Raw genomic sequence first — 17,399 nt, 5'->3', positions numbered from 1 at the left:
GCGCCTATGCTCGCCGGTCGTGACCACCGTCGAGGCTATTGACCGTGTCGAGGACCCCGAGGAGCTGATCGCGGCGATCGCCGCGGCGCTCACCGGTCCGGAGTTGGCCTACCGCGAGGTCGTGCCCGCGACCGACCCAGACGTAGAGGGTCGCATCGCGTTGGTCCGCTCGTGTGGCCGCAAGGCCGGCCGCCGGCTGGGGGTCTCGGTCCAGACCGTGGCCACCGGCGCGGATGGTGTGATCCGGTTCGGCGGGATGGCGATCGCCATCGGTCGCGAGGATGGCGGCCGCGAGGTCCAGGTCATCAACGCGACCCGCTAGCGGCCCAAGGTGGCTCTCGGCGCTCGCCACCGCTCCGGTTGAAGGACCGCCGAGGGTCAGACCGGGCGGGCTCGAAGCGCGGCGGTGATGCGCTGGCGCGACGTGAACCATTGCTCGATGGTGGGGTCGATCGCGGCGAGCACGTGACGCATCGCGTTGTACTCGGCCCGGACGGCTCCTTGGGCGAGGAGTGGTTCCAGGTGGGCGACCCGGTTGCGGAGCCGGTAGACGCCGTCGACCTGGGCGACAAGATCTCGAGGTTGAACACTCAGGTGAGGGAAGCCGTGCCGCAACGCCTGGTCCCAGAGCAGGCGTCGGCCGGGATCTCGGTCGGGCAGAAGGAATCGCCAGGTCCCGAACGTGAGCTGTGTGAGCACGTCGGGGTGGCCCGGGGCTCGGCCGCTGCCGCGCAGGGCGGTCGTGGCGCGTTTGGTGGCCTTCTCGAGGTCGTCTCGCAGGAGGCGCTTGAGGAGACGGGACGGGTCCATCAGCCAGTCCCTGGCGTGGGGGAGTCCGGTGGTTGCGTCGCTCTGGGTGGCGTTCCAGGTGCACAGCTGCTGGTCAAGGGCGTTGCGCAGGACGACCTCGAAGACGTGCAGGGCCTCGTACACCGCGCCGGAGAGGTCGATGTTCCATCCGTACAGGCGCAGGGCGTCCTTGTGGTTGCCGCCCGCGGCCGCGAGGTACGGTCCGAGCCGGGGTTCGCTGAGCCGAGCGATGATGGTTGCGGTCCGGGCCTCGCCGCTGCTGGGTGTTTGATTAGTTGACGTCAAACTGGCAAACTTTCTCGCGAAGGCGGAGGCAGGTCTCTCCGTTACAGATCAGCTGAAGGTCCGGCGGTATCCAACACCGTCCGGGCCTTCAGACATTTCAGACCCGGTTGCGGTGTCTCGTTGGCAAGTTATCGCGCACCGGGCAGCGTGCAAGGTCGTAAGTCTGAGCGTGCATCGCTTTGCCGACGCTCATCCGCGGCTCTGGTGTTCGAGGACGGTGATCGCGCGGTCGAGGGCCCGCCGTGCGGTGCGGAGCTCGTGGAGGACGTCGACGGCTTGGTCGACGGCTTCGGTGCTGACGACGATGGCCCCAACGCCCTGATGGGTCTGGATGAGCCCATCGGCGACGAGCATCTGCTGCGCTTGGCGGATCGTGTTGAGGCCGGCGACCTCGTAGTGCTCCTGGAGCGAGTTAATGGCCGGCAGTCGCGCGCCGACCTCGAACTCTCCGGACTCGATCCGCTCACGCAGGTCCTCGTAGACCTGCCGGTAGAGGGGAGTGGCGGGTGTCATGCGATCACTATATCGAGTAACTATGAGTTATCAAGACGTCTACACCGTACTAGCTGACATAACAAAAGTTATCGGCGGGCATCCAACGGACGTCGAAGTAGCTGGGACCACTCCCATCCCTGTCATTCGCTTGCACACAAGTCGTCGCGCACACAGGCGTCCCAGCTGCCGCGTTCCATGCCGTTCAGCAACTAGGCTGCGAGTCGTGGAGAGCGGAGCGTCAGCGCAGTTGGTGTTGGCGGCGCGCGAACTGGGTGCTCGCGGGTCACGGGCCACCGTGGGATCGGCGGATCCTGCAGCCGAACTGACCGCGACAGCGGCCGCGGTCTTGGCTGCGATTCCTGCCTGGTGGGCGGCCCGCGCCGCCGAGGCGGGGCTCGAGGGTCGCTGGCTCGACGTGCACTCAGCGGTCGACACCACTCCTCCATTGGAGCTTGCGGAGGAGCACCCGCCGCTCGAGCCGTCCTGGGGGCCGTTGAGCGCCGAGGAGCTGGGGGCGGCGTATGTGGCGGCTCTGGATCCGGGGGTGCGGGCCCGGCACGGTCGGCACTACACGCCGGGTGAGCTCGCGCGGCAACTGTGGGAGATGGCTAGAACCGCCCTTGGGCACCGCCACTACGGGCACGCGCTCGAGGGCCTGGTCCGAGACCCTGCGTGCGGGGCGGGTGCGTTGCTGTTGCCGCCGCTTCGCGAGCACCTGTCCGCCAGCTGGGAGGTCGACCCACAACTAGTGCTTGCGGGGCTGCCGGCACTCGTCGAAGGCATAGACGCCGACCCGGCAGCGGTGTGGGTCGCGAACATCGTCCTAGCTGCAGAGATGCTGCCGACCCTGGCGCGCGTCCCGGAGTCGCGGCGCCGCAAGCTTCCCGCGCTGGCCCGTGTCGGTGATGGCCTCGCACCTGCCGACCCCGCTTGGGCGGTGTTGATGAACCCCCCGTACGGCCGAGTGCGCCTCAGCGATGAGGACCGCGAGCGTTTCGCGGACGTCTTGTACGGCCACGCCAACCTCTACGGCATCTTCATGGCGGCCGGGCAGAAGAGTCTCGCGAAACGCGGCGTGTTGGCCGCTCTGGTGCCGACGTCGTTCACGGCTGGGCGGTACTTCGAGCCGCTGCGCCGGACCCTGACGAACCGGGGCCGTTTGCAATCCATCCGGTTTGTCGAGGATCGCTCCGGCGTGTTCGGGTCGGTCTTGCAGGAGACGTGTCTTGCGATCGTGACCCAGTCCAAGGTGCGCAAGACGCTCGTGACGAGCGCCGGGTCCGAGGTGTCCGAGATCGCGAAGGTGGCCACGCCCACGGGCGGGTCGCCGTGGGTCCTGCCTCGTCGAGCCGACCTTGCTCCGGTCGCAGCAGCAGCTGCGACGATGCCGATGCGACTACGTGAGCTCGGATGGCGTGTCAGCACCGGGCCCTTGGTCTGGAACCGCCGGCGCAGCGATCTCTACGCACACGCTGGGCGGGAGCGCTACACGGTGCTGTGGGCAGCTGACATCGACGGCGGCGAAGTACACCGCGACCAGGCACGAGCAACGATGAGGTACCTCAAGCTCCACGACGGCACGGACCGCAGGGTCATGTCGTTGTCGGAACCGTGCGTGCTGGTTCAGCGCACCACCTCACCCGAGCAACGACGCCGACTGGTCGGAGCCGTTCTCACCGAGGACGCGCTGATCAACCTAGGCGGCAGGGTCGTGGTCGAGAACCACGTCAACGTGCTGCGGCCCACCACGGCCGAGCCTGCGCTGTCGGCGGACCTACTGGGACGGCTGCTGGCGACCGAGACGATGGACCAGGTCACGCGGTGCCTGTCCGGGTCAGTGGCGCTGTCAGCCTACGAGCTGGAGTCATTGCCGTTCCCGCCTGTGGAGGTCCTGCGGTCATGGGACGACCTGCCGGCCGCGGAGCTCGAGGTGACCGTCTCCGCTCACTACCGTCAGGCGCTGATGCCCTGATGCGCCCTGCGATCGGACGCGATCTCGCGACTGAGAGGCTGGCCGCCATCTTCCCCAGGGCTGCCTTCGACACCGTGATGTCGAACCCGCTGGCCGGACAGGCCGTGGCGGCGATGATCTATGTCGACGCAATCGCCACGGACGACCCAGCGGACACAATCTGGGCGCGACCGTCCACCGTGACGTGGATGTCGGAAGACACCTTCGCGCACAACGACCCTGCCGAGCGAGCAGCCTGGCGGAGCGCAGCCGCCGGAGCAGGAGCTCGCAAGGCAGTCGCCGAACTCCTCGAGAGTTGGGGACTGCCGTTCACGCCGGCATACGCCGACAACAGCCGTGAGACCATCCGCGACGAGACGTTTCGCAAGTGGCGCGAAGCCGGCGCCCTGCGAAAGCGGTCAGGAGTCCCCACCTCCTCCCCTCGACCGGTATGGGCCCTCGAACCGGAGTTCGCAGATCTCTTCGACCCCGGCCTGACCGGAGCCGCCCTCGATGCAGCGATTGTTGACTGGCGGGAAGCGAAGCTCTCTCCCGGCGCAAAGCTAAAGGCAGCGTTCGCCACATACGAAGAGACGAGCGACTCCGCGATCACGGTCACCCTGCCAGGAGGAAACACCCGGACCCTCGAGCCTGGGATCGCCTCGCTCATCTTGAAGGGCGTCATCGAACAGTGGGCACCGGCCAGGCTCGCCAAACCAGTAGTGGTGAGCATCAGCGAACCCGGCGAGAAGCTCTTCACCGGCGACAACGACTTGCTGAAGTACCTCGGCATCTCCATCAACACCTCCGAGCTTCTCCCAGATGCCGTACTTGCCGACCTCGGAAGCGACCCCGTCGAGTTCTGGATCGTCGAAGCGGTGAACACCGACGGCCCCATCGATGACGCCCGCAAAACCCAACTCCTCACCTGGGCCCAGAAGCAGAAGATCGAAGTGGCTGATTGCCGCTTCCTCACCGCGTTCCGGTCACGCAACGATGCCGCCGCGCGGCGGCGCCTGAAGGACCTAGCCAGCGACACCTACGCCTGGTACGCCGACGAACCCACGCACGAACTCTCGTGGCACCAGGTCAACGCTGCCGAGTAGACACGAAGACTCGACCTGAGCCCGCCCACTCTGAACCTGGGCGCCGGGGCGATGGTCGTGGTCGGCCGCAGCTCAAGTGCCTGACAGAAGCATTGTTATCGGCGCGTGAAGGCTCAGGACCGCAGCTCGGCATATGCCCTTGGCGTCGGCGATGCAGGTGCGCATCAAGTGAGTGCCGCGCGGCAATGCCGGCAGCACGGTGACGGGGCGTCTGGACCAAAGGCCATCGGCACAGGAACGAGCTCGAGCAGCGAGCCTGCTCGATCGCGAAACGCTGAGTGCGTCTCACCAGCCGTGGTCATCGACCGGCGCAGCGTGGCTGGGCTGGGCGTCTTCGGGTGACTGCAGGCCTCACGAGGTGCTCCCATTGCGCTCCCGGCGCGCTCGCAAATCATGCGCGCGTGAGCATTGAACACGCACCGGCTACGGAGATTCCCGTTAGCAGCGTTGGAGGTGAAGCGCAGCCGGCTGCTGACTGCGAACCCATCAATGACGCAGGATGCGGCCTCGCCGCCCCAGCACACTCTTGGCGGACCCTGACTGAGGCTGAGCTCGAGGCGTTCTTCTCCGACCGCCAGTCGTTCGCTGTCGCGAAAGTTACGGACCACGGCGTCCTGGTCCCGCGGTCGGCATCAGACTGATCAGTCAGCTGCCGACACGGGTGTCGTGGTCTAGAGCGTTTCCGCGGGCTCCCTGCGGATCACCGGCGCCGACGGAGATTCTGGCGTACCGGAAGGGGTCAGATGCCCAACTTGTCGGTCGTATCGGTCTTTCACCCCAAGGCTGGCCGCTCAGGTTGAGTCCACCGCTCTAGGAGCACACGAGATGCAGTCCAGCACGGTATGGCTATCGGCGGCAAGGCGTCGGCCCCTTGGTCGTGCTGCTACATGGGATCGCCGGGCAGGGACGCGCCTGGGAGCGTGTGGAGCATGAACTTGCCGACTCTTTTCAGGTCCTGACGCCGGATCTCTTCGGGTTCGGCCCCAGCGAGTGCCCTCAGATCCGACTGTGAGCGATTCACCCAAACCCCTAGGAGCTCCGCATGAACCCTCGCCGCTCTCACCTCGGCGTCATCATCATCGTTGGTATTGCCGCGATCGCACTCGTCGCCTCAGCTGCCACCGGTGCGGTCGCCGGGAGGCTGGTCACCTCGGCCACCATCCGTAATCACACGATCCAGCACCAGGACCTCGCTGACGACGCGGTTGGTCCCCGGATCATTCGGGACGGCTCAGTCAGTGGCAGCAAGCTCGGGCCCAGGGTGCGGGCGCGACTTGCCAAGGCCGGTACGCCGGGACCGGCTGGACGCGACGGAGCGGTCGGGCCTGCCGGGGCGGACGGAGTGTCCGGCTATCAGATCGTGGAGTCGACCCAGACGATCCCGCTCGGCGAGGTCGCCACCATCGACTGTCCCGCCGGGAAGCGGGTGCTCGCGGGCGGCTACGCCTCCGCCCCGGGCGTCGTGCTGGGCAACGCACCGACCCCCGACGGCTCCGGCTGGGGCATCAGGGTGGGCAACGCCATTCCTGGTGACGTGACCGTCCAGGGATACGCGATCTGCGCAGACGTCTGAGTCGCCCGGGACCATTGTCGTGAAGACTCGTATCGCTACTCCTGGGCTGACTGAACCATTGTTATCGGCGCCGAGGCCGCGGCGGCCGAGTCCTGCTCCGGTGGGAAACATCCTGCGCGCGACACTAAGGGTTGCGGGGGTCCACCCTGGGAGCATGACGAACTCCATTGCAGACCAGATCCCGCCTCACACGACCCTTCGCACCGCCCAGGTAGGCGAGCCCTTCCAAGTACGTCTCGCCGGCGTTGCTCCGGGAGACCGCGACGTTGTCACCGTCTACGACCAGGTGGTGATCGGCGACCGGGCCATCGTGCGCTCCGAAGCCGGCAAGGGGTTCTGGCACGTCGAGGTCGACCGATCGTCGGCCGGCTCGACTCCGACGGCGATCTTCGAGGCACATGAGACAGCGTGCTTCGTGTTCCCCAAGCGCTGATCTCGCGCGTGCCAGCCCGAGGGATCGCAGCCACGGTTGGTGTGTACGGAACGCTCATCGTGATCGCGGAGAGACTGATGCGGGTGCGAACGTGCGCTTAGCCGTTGGCGGTAGATGTTGGCGTAGACGTTGGGATGAGTGTTTGTCTTAGCGAACGTCTCGTGCGTATAGTTCTTTGTGGAAGCTAGAGATGAAATAGTTCTCCGAGCACCAATTCCGGAAGCCCACGCTCTGCGTGGGCTTCTGTGTTTCAGCCATACTCTCCTCCGTGTTGCTGGCGTACATCGATGAGATCGGCGAGACGGGTGCGTTCGTCTCGCGCGATCACGCGCGCTTCAAGACCAGCCCTGCCTTCGGGTACGCCGGGTTCATCATCGAGGCCGACAACGCCCGTCAGTTCAGCCAGGAGTTCGCGATCAACAAGCGGAACCTGTTCCCCACCGAGTTGGCGGCGGCCGAGCACCCCGGCCGGTGGGAGGTGAAGGGGGCGAACATCTTCCGCCCGCAGACCCTCGACCTGTTCCCCCAGCAGATCCGGGTCTTCAACCACCTGGTCAACCGGGTCCGGCAGCTGCGCGGTTGCTTGTTCTTCCACGCGGACGAGAAGCCAATCGGCACACCGGCGCAGACGGAGCTCGATACGTCGGCTCGCGAGGAGGCGGCGATGCGCGAGGCGCTGAACCGGATCGCGCGCTACGCCGAGCGTCATGGGTCCAACGTGCTGGTGATGATCGACCAGATCAACGAAAAGGACCGAGCCACCCGGTTGCCGATCATGTACAGCCACATCTTCGGCCGGGCGGCAGACTTCCCCGAGATGAAGCGGATCGTTGAGCCGCCGATGCACATCGACAGCGCTCTGAGCTCGAACATCCAGTTCGCCGACTGGGTGGCCGCGTGCGTGACTCGAGCGATCGACTACCAGCTAATCCGGGACTCTCCCTACCGGTGGGTGGCCACTACGGACAAGCTCGACGGCCTGCGCGGGGGTTTCACCTTCGAGTCGAAGCTCCACCTGTGGCACCGGTCGGTCGACGACATGCACCGCCACGACCTCTTCCGCGGCCCACGAGTCCTCTACCCCCATCCGGCCGGCCGGACGGTCGGAGAGCGGGTCGACCCAGCCATCTTCCGGAAGATGAAGGCCGCCGCAGAACGAGCAGCCACCGCCAAACGCGGCCCGTCAGGCCGCTGACGGCGCGCGACCATCCCCTCTCTGCCCGAGCAGGTTATCGGCACTGGACTAGGAGCTCTGGATTTCGATCTCGAGCGCCTGCCTACTCACGGGTCGCGGCAAGCACGCTGTTGAAGTCGGCGCGGCCTGCAACGACATCGAGAGTCGACCCAGCCTAGGCACGCCACCGACTCTGTTGAGGCCCTCGGTTCTCGAGGTGCGTGAAGTTGCGTGCTCGGCTCGTGGATAGGTGAGCCAGCCAATGCGGCGACGTTGACGGCAGATTTCGGAACTCCCGTCAACCTTTCCGACCCTGGCTTCCGTCAAGGTGGTGACGAGAGAGCGAAGGAAGGAAGAGTTGGGTGTCACGGGACGAGGAGTTCGGAGCGTACGTCGCACAGCGGCGCCCATACCTCTACGCCAGTGCCTGGCTGCTCTGCGGCGATCCGCATCGTGCCGAGGATCTGGTCCAGGAAACGCTCGCCAAACTCTATGTCGCCTGGCCCCGGGTCTCTCGCGTCGAGAACGTCGATGGCTACGTCCGGCGGATGTTGGTCAACGGACACATCGACGATGGCCGCAGACCGTGGCGCCGCGAACGTCTCACGGCGGAGCCCCCGGACGCTCCGGCCGCGTCCGACCCGTATGAAGACTCCGACGAGCTCTGGGGCGCGCTTCGTGCGCTCCCCGCGGGGCAACGACGGGTTGTAATCCTGCGCCACTACTGGGGTCTTTCGATCCAGGAGACTGCGAACGACCTCGGCGTCAGCGTTGGCACCGTCAAGCGACAGACGTCAGTCGCGCTCGCGATGCTGCGGCACGTTCTCGCTACCGAACCAGCCGCCACCGTGAAGACCACTATCGGCAACCTCACAGGAGAACCCCGATGACCGACCTCGACCAGCTCACCGACCGACTACGTGAGCTCGGGCAGCGAGCGCCCTACCCCGCGCCCGACCCGGGCGGCGACATCCGCCGTGGACGCGCCGCGCTCCGCCGCAGCCACGTTCGGAGGGCCGCGGGCGTCACCACGGCTCTTGCCGCTGTCGGTGTAGCTGCCGCGAGCCTTGCGGGTCCTATGTGGCCCGGCTCCGATGAGACGGGACTTCAACCCGCGGACCGCGCGACTGTTGCGATACCGACGCCGAACTCGACCGCGTCATCGTCCGGATCATCGTCCGCTGCCAACAAGTGCAAGATCCCTAGGACTCCAGAGGGGAGGATTGCGATGACGCCCGCGGAGGCGTCTGCTCTGACCACCTACCGTGAAGCTGCCGCCGCAGTCCTCGATCCCTCCGGCAAGCATCTGGATCGGCGCGAGATCAAGCGATCAGAGAGCATGCAACCGGCCTGGACGTGTGACCCGAAGACAGGCCTGCGCCTGATCGCCTTGGGGACTACGATCGGTTGGAGGGGTGGCGGTGGCCTTGGTTCCGTACGAGTTGAGGTCGCCTCAGCAGAGAAACACGAGCCACTCCAGGTCGTCCTCAATCACAGCGACTGGGTTACCTATCGCGGGCAACTCCCCGCAGGTGTCCGAAGCGCCCGAGTCGCCAACGACAATGAGGACGGCGGGCACGCCGTGGTCGCCGAACGCTCCGACGGACTTACCATCGCCCTCGAGGTCGCCGGCGTCTGGAGCAACAACGTCGCACCGGGATCGCCCGCAGCTACTGACCTCCCGGGCATCGGCGCGCTGCTGACACTGGCGGCCAGCCCACAACTCACCTTCCCCGAGAGCTGACGCCCCCAAGTCACGGCTAGTAGTACGGAGGAACCGCCCCGAGGGAGCCTAGCCCCCCGTAGGGACCTGACGGACGAAAGTTATCGGCGACCGCATCACCCCAGGACGCGGCAAAGCAGGGTTCAGCCCGAGGCCCAGCTGGCGCACACCGCGAGATCGCGCCGGTCGACGGCCTGGACGGCGCAGCCCCTGGTTCGCTCCTGCGGGCGGAAAAGGGCCGCCATATCGGGATGAAGACCCTAGGGTGCGAGTTCATGTCAAAGCGTGCCATGGTCTATGCACGGGTGTCGGTTGCCACTGAGGAGTCGGTGTCGGTGGCGCGGCAATTGGAGGCGGGACTTCAGTACGCGTCGGCGCGTAACTGGACGGTCGTAGGCGAGTTCGTCGACGACGGTGTTTCAGCCACCCAGCTTCGTCCTGAGCAACGTGCTGGGTGGGCCGCGTTGCTGACCTCGCCGGAGTGGTTCGACGCGGTGATCATTTGGAAGGTCGACCGGCTTGCTCGCCGCGTGTTGGACTTCCTGCGCACCGACGAAGCACTGCAGGCCCGCGGCGCCGCGATTGTGTGTGTCGAGCAGAGCATCGATATGACCACTGGGGAAGGCCGCGCCTTTGCGCAGATGCTGGCCGTGTTCGGCGAGCTCGAGGCCGCAGCGACCTCGGCGCGCGTCAGGGCTGCCCGCGACCACCTGATCCGGTCCGGCCGCACGAGCGGCGGTCCCCCGCTGTATGGCTGGCAGTCGGTCCCGAACCCGGACGGGCCTGGCCGCATTCTGGTCCACGACCCCGAGAGGATCGACTGGGTACGCGGCATGGTCGAGCGTGTCCTGGCCGGCCAGAGCGTCTACTCGATCAAGCGGTGGCTTGAGGACGCACCCGCACCCCGCCCACGTGCGACCGCCAAGGCCGAGGCCCGTCGCAGCGGTCGCTGGAACTACAGCACAGTGCAACGACTCCTCACCCACCCGCTACTGGCCGGGATGACGCTGCACAATCCCGGCGCCGGCGCCCACAGCAAGGCCCGGGAAGTACTGCGCGCCTCGGACGGCACGCCCATCATCCGTCCAGATCTGGCGATCATCTCGCCGGAGCAACACGACACGCTGCTGCGCCTGATCGCCACCAAACCGCACCCGGCCGCCCGCCCGCGCGATGCCCGGGCGGTGACCAGCCCCCTGCTATCCCAGCTCGCCCACTGCGGAGCGTGTGACCGGGACCGGCCGATGCACAGGGCCATCCATTCGGGCCGGGCGACCCTAAAGTGCCCCAACTGCTTCCAGGTCATATCGGCGCGCCTACTCGCCATGCACCTCGAGCAACGACTCCTCGCCGAACGCGGCACGCTCCCGATGTTCCGGCCAGCAGTTTTCGCCGTCGCGGACCCGATCCTCGCCGCGCGGCTCGAGCAGGTCGAACAGGACCTCAGAGAAGCAGCCCTCGCGCTCATCGACGACACCCAGGACCTACGTCACGGTGGCCACCGCATTGCCCAGCTCAAAGAGACCCGCGACGCTTTGCGCGCCAGAGCCGGCCTCGTCTCACGCGGAGCGGTCAAGGTGGAGGGCGAGCTCGTCGAACTGGGAATGGACGTAGCTGAGATCTGGGCTCGCTGCGCGAACGACGAGCAACGCCGCCACGTCCTTCTCGGACAGATCAAGGACCTCACGATCTACCGCGCCCCCAGCAGCCGGGCGTTCAACCCTGCCCGTGTCCACCTGACCTGGCGCTCCGTCGACATCCGACCGGTCCCACCTGCCGGCGTAGTGCTCGAGGGCCCAATCCCAGCCGACACCCGCCTCCAACCGGCCTGGATCTCCACCGCGACCGCCGTCCAGCTCACTGGCCATACCGAAACGATAATCCGCGACGCCGTCGAGAGCGGCAACATAGAACGTCGCCACGTTCACCACTCCGAGCCCTCCTTGTTGCGCGCCTCGGTCCTTGAATGGGCAGCGACCTACCGGGCACGCGACCGCACCACTGAGTCGTGGATCTCTTTCACCACCGCCTGCCTCCTCACTGGTCACGGCAAGCGGGCGATCCGTGCCGCGGCCGAACGCGATGAGATCTACCAGCGTCAGATGCCCGCACCGGCACCCTCCCTATCGCGAGACTCTGTCATTCAATGGGCAGCGACCTACCGGGCACGCGACCGCACCACCGAGCCCTGGATCTCGGTCATCACAGCTCACCAGCTCACCGGTCGCAGCAAGCGCTCCCTCGAAGCCGCAGCGGCACGAGGTGACATCGAGAGCCGGCCCAGCCGCGGAACTCGCCCGACCTTATCCCGTTCCTCGGTGCTCGACTGGGCTGGGAGCCGCAGCTGTTAGCTCGGCGAACCCGCGCCACCCTGACAGATTCATTGCTAGCGGCGAATGGCGGAAGGGCTCATCGCGTAGGTGAGCCCTTCCGTTCCCGAGCGGCTCTGAACGGCCGCGTCAGAGGGAAAAGTTAAACCCGCCCCACGAAGGAGGCGGGCGGTATGAACACAGTGTGTCACGACATGACGTTGTGGGACAAGTAAGCCAAGTGGGTCGGTCGGGTCGTGTGGGTCACGGTATCGCGGTCGGGCTTCGCGGTCGGGTCCTTGCTGGTCACCACGGTGCTGGCTTCTGCAGCTTGCCGACGGTGGCGGGCATCTGCGCGGCTTGAAGGTCGGCGGCGGTGAGCTGGTACCACCAGTGGCCGCCGACTCCGTCGGCCGGTGCGCCGTTGAGAGCGCCGGCGGTGTAGTTCTTGGTGGGGTTCACGGTGCCGACGGGTACCCGGTTGCGGGCCTCGCGGATCGGGAACTCGAGGTCGCTGTCGTTGCTGATCACCACGGCGGCGTCGACGTGGCCCTGGAGGACGTCCAGGAGGAGGTGGGAGGCGACGTTGACGTCACTGCCCTTCTCCTCGCGCCGAGCGACGGAGACCATGAAGGTGGCGTCCGGGACCTCGGTTGCGCAGCTGGCGTCCTTGATCATCACGGGCCAGGCCGGCCGGGCCAGCACCGGGCGGTTCTTCTTGTTGGCGGTCGCCAGGGGCGCGTAGGCGACCCGGCTGACATAGTTGCCGTAGGAGATCTCATCGACGTATCCGCCGGTGTTGAGTGCGCGCAGGTAGACGTCCTGCTCGCGCGGGCCGGCGGCGGTGGGGTTGTTGGCGTCGGCCTTGATCTTGGCGGTGCAGTACACGACGCGCGAGGACGTCGCGGCCGCCCATCCTGAGTTGGCCGCGGTGATGTTCAGGCTCAACTGTCGCAGATCCAGCCACCTCCAGCCGGCGACGCCGCCACCTCCGACGAGGTACTTGCCGCCGTAATAGAGGTTGAAGCCGTCGACGTAGACCCCGATGCGCATGGGCGCCACCGTAGCGACGAACGCGGCTCCTCGTTGGTGGGTTCGCCGGCCGACATTTCCGGCACCCCGGTTTCCAGAAACCGTTGCACACGCCGCGGCCGGGCATGGTGGGCCTCCTCCAGCCCGCCGTGAGTTGACCACCCTGACTCGTCGCCGCACACTTTGGGTGTTGCTCCCCGTCGTCTCCGGATTGGCGGGGACTTTCGTTTCCCACGAGGCGGGATGACACTGCGGGTCACAGTCGTTATCGACTGACCTAGCGCGAGGGGCACTCCGGGAGCTTCCCGTTGTGCCCAACCGGGAAGGTGAATCCGCCGTACACGTACGTGTCGCTGACGTCTCCAGGCTGGGGGTATCGGACCTTCAGCCAGACGCCTGCGTTGGAGGTGTTGGGTGCCATCGGATCAGCGACCCATTCGTTGCTCACGATGCAGTCGGCAAGCACCGGACGTGCGTCCCGTACGACGGGCTCGCCAGGTAGTCGGTTCGCGTCGATGGTGTAGCCATCGCGGTAGTAAATACCTTGGCCGTTGGTGCCGAGGACAACGAAGCTGGCTGGCAGGGAGGACGGCGGCTGGTCCGCTCCGGGGAGTTGGTTCAGCAGCGCCACCGAGTCAGCCACAGGTGCCTCTGCGAGTTCATCGGGTGGGGGAAGTCCGCTCGGACAGTCACCTTCTACATCGATACAGATCGACCCGCCCGACCCGCCACCAATCGACACTTCGCTGTCCCCGCCGCCGTGGGTTTGGGTGGGAGCCGGGTTGTCGGAGTCATCGTCGGCGACTAGTTGCTGATAGGAGATGACCAACGCGACGACGGCAAGCATCGTTCCGGCAACGCCGTTGGCGACGGCAAGGCGGTCTGTAAGACCCGAATGCCACCGCTTAGTCCCCGTGAAGACAACTAGACCCACGAAGAGGATCGCCAGCACGGCAAGCACGATGAACAGAGCCATCATTCCTCCAACCGCCTGCCGACCATTGGGCGCCTCCTCCAGCACAACGCCTGACATGGTCATAGGTGACGGCGATGGCAGCGACCAGCCAAAAGTGCGCCCGTGCGTGCTGGGTGTATCGGTCCGCTCACGCAGGTCCTCGACCTCACAACGAGACCGCTTCTGAGGTCCCACTTGTGGGCCGACGGCGACGCCGACTTCTCCGGTCCGGCCCCATCTGACTCCCATCGATGTACGGCATCGTGTGGGTGGTTCGGTAACCACGACCTGGAGGAGAGTCCAGTGGCAGCACAGTTCGAGATCTACAAGGACGCGGCGAGCAAGTTCCGGTTCCGCCTCAAGGCAGCCAACGGCGAGATCGTCGCGCAGAGTGAGGCCTACGAGAGCAAGGACGGGGCGAAGGACGGCACCGATGCCGTCAAGCGCGCCGCGGCCGAGGCGACCGTCGAGGACCTCACGTAGCGTTTGTTGCTCCCTCGTTGCCAGCCGGCAACCTTTCCAGGAGACGCCTCGTCGGAGCGGTATCGCTCGTCGACGGGGCGTCTTTGACGTGGCTCCGGTGAGCGTCCCGGCTGGTTAGCACCGGGCCTGCGTCGCGAGATGTCCTCGGCTCTCGGAAAGAGCTGATGGCGACGCACAATGGCTTGGAGCTCGCCGTCGAAAGTCCCTGCTTGGCTCGGCGGGAACCGACATGGGCGGCCGGGTGATCTTGCCGCCGAGTTTGCGCCTGCGTGGAGTGTCTCGACGGCAGGAGGACGGAGCACGTCAAGGCTCTCCCGCGCGGGCCGCTACGGCCGCTCGCTGACCCCTGCTTTTCACGGGACCTCCTCGCAGGTTCCATCGCCGGCTCTGGGCCGCGCGTCGTCGACCTCCAGTCACTGGACAGCGCGCCGGCGTTGGAGCGACACCGGCGTCTGGGCCGCTGGTTGTTTGGCGGCCCAGACGGCGCTGGGGGCTTCGTCCTCCGGGAGGGCGCTCCCGGTGTGGTCCCGGGGGATCACCGTCGCTGGGGGTGAGGCTTGATGGGTCGGCCGGGTTTCGCCACCACGGGGCTCGGTCGATTGGGTGGGTCCGCTCTCCATGAGTGCCGGCGGGCCCGCCCACCTCGTGTCTTCACCACCTTGTGCCTGGAGGACTGGTTGGTGTTGCTGGGGACGGCCGCGTGTTGTTCACAGTCGTCTCCGAGGGGAAGGCCTGGTCTGCCCGATAACCCACAGGTGTCGGGAATTCCGTCGGATCGGGCCTTCCCTCCCGAGCGGGAGCTGCTGGTCGACGGGCCGCCGCTGACCCGGTGAGGCGCGTTCCCGGTGCGTTCCCGGCGGTTCACCATGACGGGTGGCGATGCTGGGGTCGTCGGCAGGGTTCTGGTGTCCCCCGCTCTGCCGGTCGGGTGGGCCCTCCCCCATGCTTTGGGGCCCACCCGCCCTCACCTTCATCACCCTGCTGTCCGAGAACTGGGTGGTGATGGGTGATGGAGCTGGAGACGGAGGGTGTGGTCTGTTCGGTGTTTCACCCGTCTCCAGGAGAAGGCCTGGTCCGCCCCGCCCGTTGCGACCGGGCCGGGAAGCCGTCGGACCGGGCCTTCTCGCCGCCCACGCACTACTCGTCCACGCAGCCGCTCGTCGACCCAGCTGGTCGACGCCGGCGCTTCCGGCCGGGCTACCGGTCGACGCCGGTGTGTCGGTGGCGTACGTGTTTTCGCCGTCCTTATGAGGGGTTCTCGCGCTGCGCGGGGCCTCGGAGACGTGTAGGGACGAGCGAAGGGACCACGGGTGGTTGTAGTGAGGCAAACTCAGAGAGAGTGGCGTTGGGGCGGTCGGTTCGACCGGGTGGTTGAGCGCGTCGGTGTGCTCCTTGCGGTCGGGCTGCTGATCGCTGGAGCTCTGATGGCCGCGCCACCGGCGAAGGCGGGGGGCTCGGGTGAGTTCGTGGTGGCGACCACGACCACGGTCGATCTGGCTGGTCCGGGGGCGGTGGTGCTGGGCGCGGCGCTGATGGCGGACGTGGAGGTGGTGACCGCGGACGGCAGCGCGGCGGCCGGGTCGGTCAAGGTTCGGGTGGACGGTCAGGTGGTGGGCAGCCTGCCGTTGGACAGTTCTGGGGTGATCTCGCTGGGGCTGCCGCTGAACGCGGTCGGCGGCCACACGGTGGATGCGTCGTTCGCCCCAGCGAACCCGACTGTCCAGAAGGCCTCGTCGAGCGATCCGGCGACGTACACGGTCACCAAGGCGGACACGCGGCTGCAGGCGAGCATCGCGGAGACGGTGCCGTACCAGGGCGGGGTCTTGTCTGTGGCCGTGTCGGCGGTGGACTCGAGAGCGGTCGCGGCCGGGACCGTCGAGGTCCGCGAGGGCAACGTGTCGCGGGGCATCGTGGTCCTCGACGAGGGCGGGACGGGCTCCATGAGCGTGGCCGGTCTGGCGCCGGGGCCGCACACCCTGGACCTGGTCTACGGGGGCGACGGGCGTACGTGGGAGTCGGCGGAGACGGTGCGGTTCACCGTCTCGAAGGCGACCACCCGGGTCCGGGCCGAGGTCCAGGCGGACGGCGAGATGGGCGCGCCGGCGGAGGTGGTGCCGTACGGCACTGGTCAGGTCGCGATCGAGGCTGTCGGCCTGGACGGCGAGGTGGTCCCGTCCGGGATGGTGGTGGTCTCTGAGAACGGCACCGGTCGGTCCAACGCGATCCTCGACCCGGCGGGCCGCTCGAGCGTGCAGCTCGACGGGTACGCCCCGGGCACGCACACTCTGGACCTGGACTACCTCGGAGACACCCTGTCCGGCCCGTCGTCGACGTCGGTCACGTTCACCATCGGCGAGATCTCCAAGGCGGCGTCGACGACGTCGCTGGAGCTGCAGTTCCAGCGCACCCTGCCACGCGGTGCAGCATCCAGCGGTGCGGCTGCCAGTCAGTCGCTCGGTGAGACGACCGTGTCTGCGGTCGCTACCGTGGCCTCTCCGGGTGGGGTCCCTGACGGGCGGGTGTCGGTGTTCGTGGACGGCAAGGCCGTCTCGACGCAGGCAGCGGGCACCGGCGGGGTGAGCGTGCAGCTGCCGGCTGCGATGGTGCGGGCACCAGGTGAGCACACCGTGATGGCCCGTTACCTGGGCAGCAGCACCCAGGAGCCCTCGGTGAGCGAGACGCTCACCTACACCGGCACGGGCGAGCCGGACCCGGCCGCGAAGGCGACCTCGAGGTTGACCGCGGCGCTCAAGGCGCTGCGCAAGCACCGGGTTCGAGTGACTGCCTCAGTCACCTCGTCGAGGCTGCTCAGTGGCCAGGTCCAGGTCCTGGTCGCGAACCCGCGCCGGCCGGAGACCATGAAGGTTCTCGGTTCGGCGGTGATCCGGACCACCGCCCAGGCGGGCCGGATCGGTCGGGTCCGGGTGGTGCTGACGACTCCGGCTCTGGCCAAGGGGGTCCGCACGTTGGCGGTGCGCTACCTCGGCTCAGCCGAGGTCAGTGCCTCAGCTGCGACCGCGAAGGTCCGCATCCGCTAGCAGTACCCCACGGGTGCTCCGCGCCGCGGTCT

At 67.1% G+C, this 17,399-nt stretch carries 16 protein-coding genes; 12 read left to right on the top strand and 4 right to left on the bottom strand.

The genetic code is table 11. The annotated features are described in order from the left end of the window. Positions 1-19: 19 nt before the first annotated feature. A complete protein-coding gene (locus ACFPYL_RS17280; RefSeq protein ID WP_379156978.1) occupies positions 20-322 on the top strand; it encodes a hypothetical protein in 303 nt (100 codons plus the stop codon). Positions 323-378: 56 nt separating this feature from the next. On the opposite strand, the gene ACFPYL_RS17275 is transcribed toward ACFPYL_RS17280, so the two are convergent. Beyond that, the gene (locus tag ACFPYL_RS17275; protein ID WP_379156975.1) at positions 379-1,095 is read right to left on the bottom strand and encodes a hypothetical protein; all 717 of its coding nucleotides are present in this window, start codon (positions 1,093-1,095) and stop codon (positions 379-381) included. A gap of 189 nt (positions 1,096-1,284) precedes the next feature. Continuing rightward, the gene (locus ACFPYL_RS17270; RefSeq protein ID WP_379156972.1) at positions 1,285-1,608 is read right to left on the bottom strand and encodes a winged helix-turn-helix domain-containing protein; all 324 of its coding nucleotides are present in this window, start codon (positions 1,606-1,608) and stop codon (positions 1,285-1,287) included. 205 nt (positions 1,609-1,813) lie between these two features. Between ACFPYL_RS17270 and ACFPYL_RS17265 the strand changes: the two genes are divergently transcribed. The 9 genes from ACFPYL_RS17265 to ACFPYL_RS17225 all read left to right on the top strand — a co-directional run bounded on the left by ACFPYL_RS17265 (position 1,814) and on the right by ACFPYL_RS17225 (position 11,901). Continuing rightward, positions 1,814-3,562: an Eco57I restriction-modification methylase domain-containing protein gene (locus ACFPYL_RS17265; protein WP_379156969.1), complete on the top strand. Its 1,749-nt coding sequence runs from the start codon at positions 1,814-1,816 to the stop codon at positions 3,560-3,562. Next, positions 3,562-4,647: a BsuBI/PstI family type II restriction endonuclease gene (locus tag ACFPYL_RS17260; protein WP_379156966.1), complete on the top strand. Its 1,086-nt coding sequence runs from the start codon at positions 3,562-3,564 to the stop codon at positions 4,645-4,647. The genes ACFPYL_RS17265 and ACFPYL_RS17260 overlap by 1 nt, the downstream gene beginning before the upstream one ends. A gap of 877 nt (positions 4,648-5,524) precedes the next feature. Further along, positions 5,525-5,659 carry an alpha/beta fold hydrolase gene (locus ACFPYL_RS17255; RefSeq protein ID WP_379157051.1) on the top strand — a complete coding sequence of 45 codons (135 nt, stop codon included), beginning with the start codon at positions 5,525-5,527 and terminating at the stop codon, positions 5,657-5,659. 30 nt (positions 5,660-5,689) lie between these two features. Beyond that, complete coding sequence (locus ACFPYL_RS17250) at positions 5,690-6,220, top strand: hypothetical protein (RefSeq protein WP_379156963.1); 531 nt, start codon at positions 5,690-5,692, stop codon at positions 6,218-6,220. Positions 6,221-6,374: 154 nt separating this feature from the next. Then, the gene (locus ACFPYL_RS17245) at positions 6,375-6,653 is read left to right on the top strand and encodes a hypothetical protein (RefSeq protein ID WP_379156960.1); all 279 of its coding nucleotides are present in this window, start codon (positions 6,375-6,377) and stop codon (positions 6,651-6,653) included. Between the two features lie 268 nt (positions 6,654-6,921). Next, complete coding sequence (locus tag ACFPYL_RS17240) at positions 6,922-7,848, top strand: DUF3800 domain-containing protein (protein WP_379156957.1); 927 nt, start codon at positions 6,922-6,924, stop codon at positions 7,846-7,848. 341 nt (positions 7,849-8,189) lie between these two features. Then, complete coding sequence (locus ACFPYL_RS17235; RefSeq protein ID WP_379156954.1) at positions 8,190-8,717, top strand: SigE family RNA polymerase sigma factor; 528 nt, start codon at positions 8,190-8,192, stop codon at positions 8,715-8,717. Continuing rightward, entirely contained in the window at positions 8,714-9,571 is an 858-nt protein-coding gene (locus ACFPYL_RS17230) for a hypothetical protein (protein WP_379156951.1), read from the top strand. The genes ACFPYL_RS17235 and ACFPYL_RS17230 overlap by 4 nt, the downstream gene beginning before the upstream one ends. Before the next feature lie 254 nt (positions 9,572-9,825). Then, the gene (locus ACFPYL_RS17225; RefSeq protein WP_379156948.1) at positions 9,826-11,901 is read left to right on the top strand and encodes a recombinase family protein; all 2,076 of its coding nucleotides are present in this window, start codon (positions 9,826-9,828) and stop codon (positions 11,899-11,901) included. A gap of 264 nt (positions 11,902-12,165) precedes the next feature. Here ACFPYL_RS17225 and ACFPYL_RS17220 read toward each other — a convergent pair whose 3' ends face one another. Both ACFPYL_RS17220 and ACFPYL_RS17215 read right to left on the bottom strand, forming a co-directional pair. Next, complete coding sequence (locus tag ACFPYL_RS17220) at positions 12,166-12,912, bottom strand: NYN domain-containing protein (protein ID WP_379156946.1); 747 nt, start codon at positions 12,910-12,912, stop codon at positions 12,166-12,168. A 256-nt stretch (positions 12,913-13,168) separates the two neighbouring features. Beyond that, positions 13,169-13,867 (bottom strand): hypothetical protein, encoded by a 699-nt coding sequence (locus tag ACFPYL_RS17215; RefSeq protein ID WP_379156943.1) that lies wholly within the window; start codon positions 13,865-13,867, stop codon positions 13,169-13,171. Between the two features lie 282 nt (positions 13,868-14,149). Here ACFPYL_RS17215 and ACFPYL_RS17210 point away from each other — a divergent pair, with 282 nt between their 5' ends. Next, a complete protein-coding gene (locus ACFPYL_RS17210; protein ID WP_379156940.1) occupies positions 14,150-14,329 on the top strand; it encodes a YegP family protein in 180 nt (59 codons plus the stop codon). Between the two features lie 1,424 nt (positions 14,330-15,753). Beyond that, the gene (locus ACFPYL_RS17205) at positions 15,754-17,367 is read left to right on the top strand and encodes an Ig-like domain-containing protein (protein ID WP_379156937.1); all 1,614 of its coding nucleotides are present in this window, start codon (positions 15,754-15,756) and stop codon (positions 17,365-17,367) included. The last annotated feature ends 32 nt before the right edge of the window (positions 17,368-17,399 follow it).

Source organism: Nocardioides hankookensis (assembly GCF_042658885.1).
Taxonomy (GTDB): domain Bacteria; phylum Actinomycetota; class Actinomycetes; order Propionibacteriales; family Nocardioidaceae; genus Nocardioides; species Nocardioides hankookensis.
This window is presented reverse-complemented; position numbering and strand designations above follow the sequence as displayed.

Excerpts from the sequence above, each read along its gene's own strand:
- ACFPYL_RS17270 (WP_379156972.1), bottom strand. The coding sequence starts at position 1,608 with ATGACACCCGCCACTCCCCTCTACCGGCAGGTCTACGAGGACCTGCGT.
- ACFPYL_RS17260 (WP_379156966.1), top strand. The coding sequence starts at position 3,562 with ATGCGCCCTGCGATCGGACGCGATCTCGCGACTGAGAGGCTGGCCGCC.
- ACFPYL_RS17250 (WP_379156963.1), top strand. The coding sequence starts at position 5,690 with ATGAACCCTCGCCGCTCTCACCTCGGCGTCATCATCATCGTTGGTATT.
- ACFPYL_RS17245 (WP_379156960.1), top strand. The coding sequence starts at position 6,375 with ATGACGAACTCCATTGCAGACCAGATCCCGCCTCACACGACCCTTCGC.
- ACFPYL_RS17230 (WP_379156951.1), top strand. The coding sequence starts at position 8,714 with ATGACCGACCTCGACCAGCTCACCGACCGACTACGTGAGCTCGGGCAG.
- ACFPYL_RS17225 (WP_379156948.1), top strand. The coding sequence starts at position 9,826 with ATGTCAAAGCGTGCCATGGTCTATGCACGGGTGTCGGTTGCCACTGAG.
- ACFPYL_RS17220 (WP_379156946.1), bottom strand. The coding sequence starts at position 12,912 with ATGCGCATCGGGGTCTACGTCGACGGCTTCAACCTCTATTACGGCGGC.
- ACFPYL_RS17215 (WP_379156943.1), bottom strand. The coding sequence starts at position 13,867 with ATGGCTCTGTTCATCGTGCTTGCCGTGCTGGCGATCCTCTTCGTGGGT.
- ACFPYL_RS17205 (WP_379156937.1), top strand. The coding sequence starts at position 15,754 with ATGGCCGCGCCACCGGCGAAGGCGGGGGGCTCGGGTGAGTTCGTGGTG.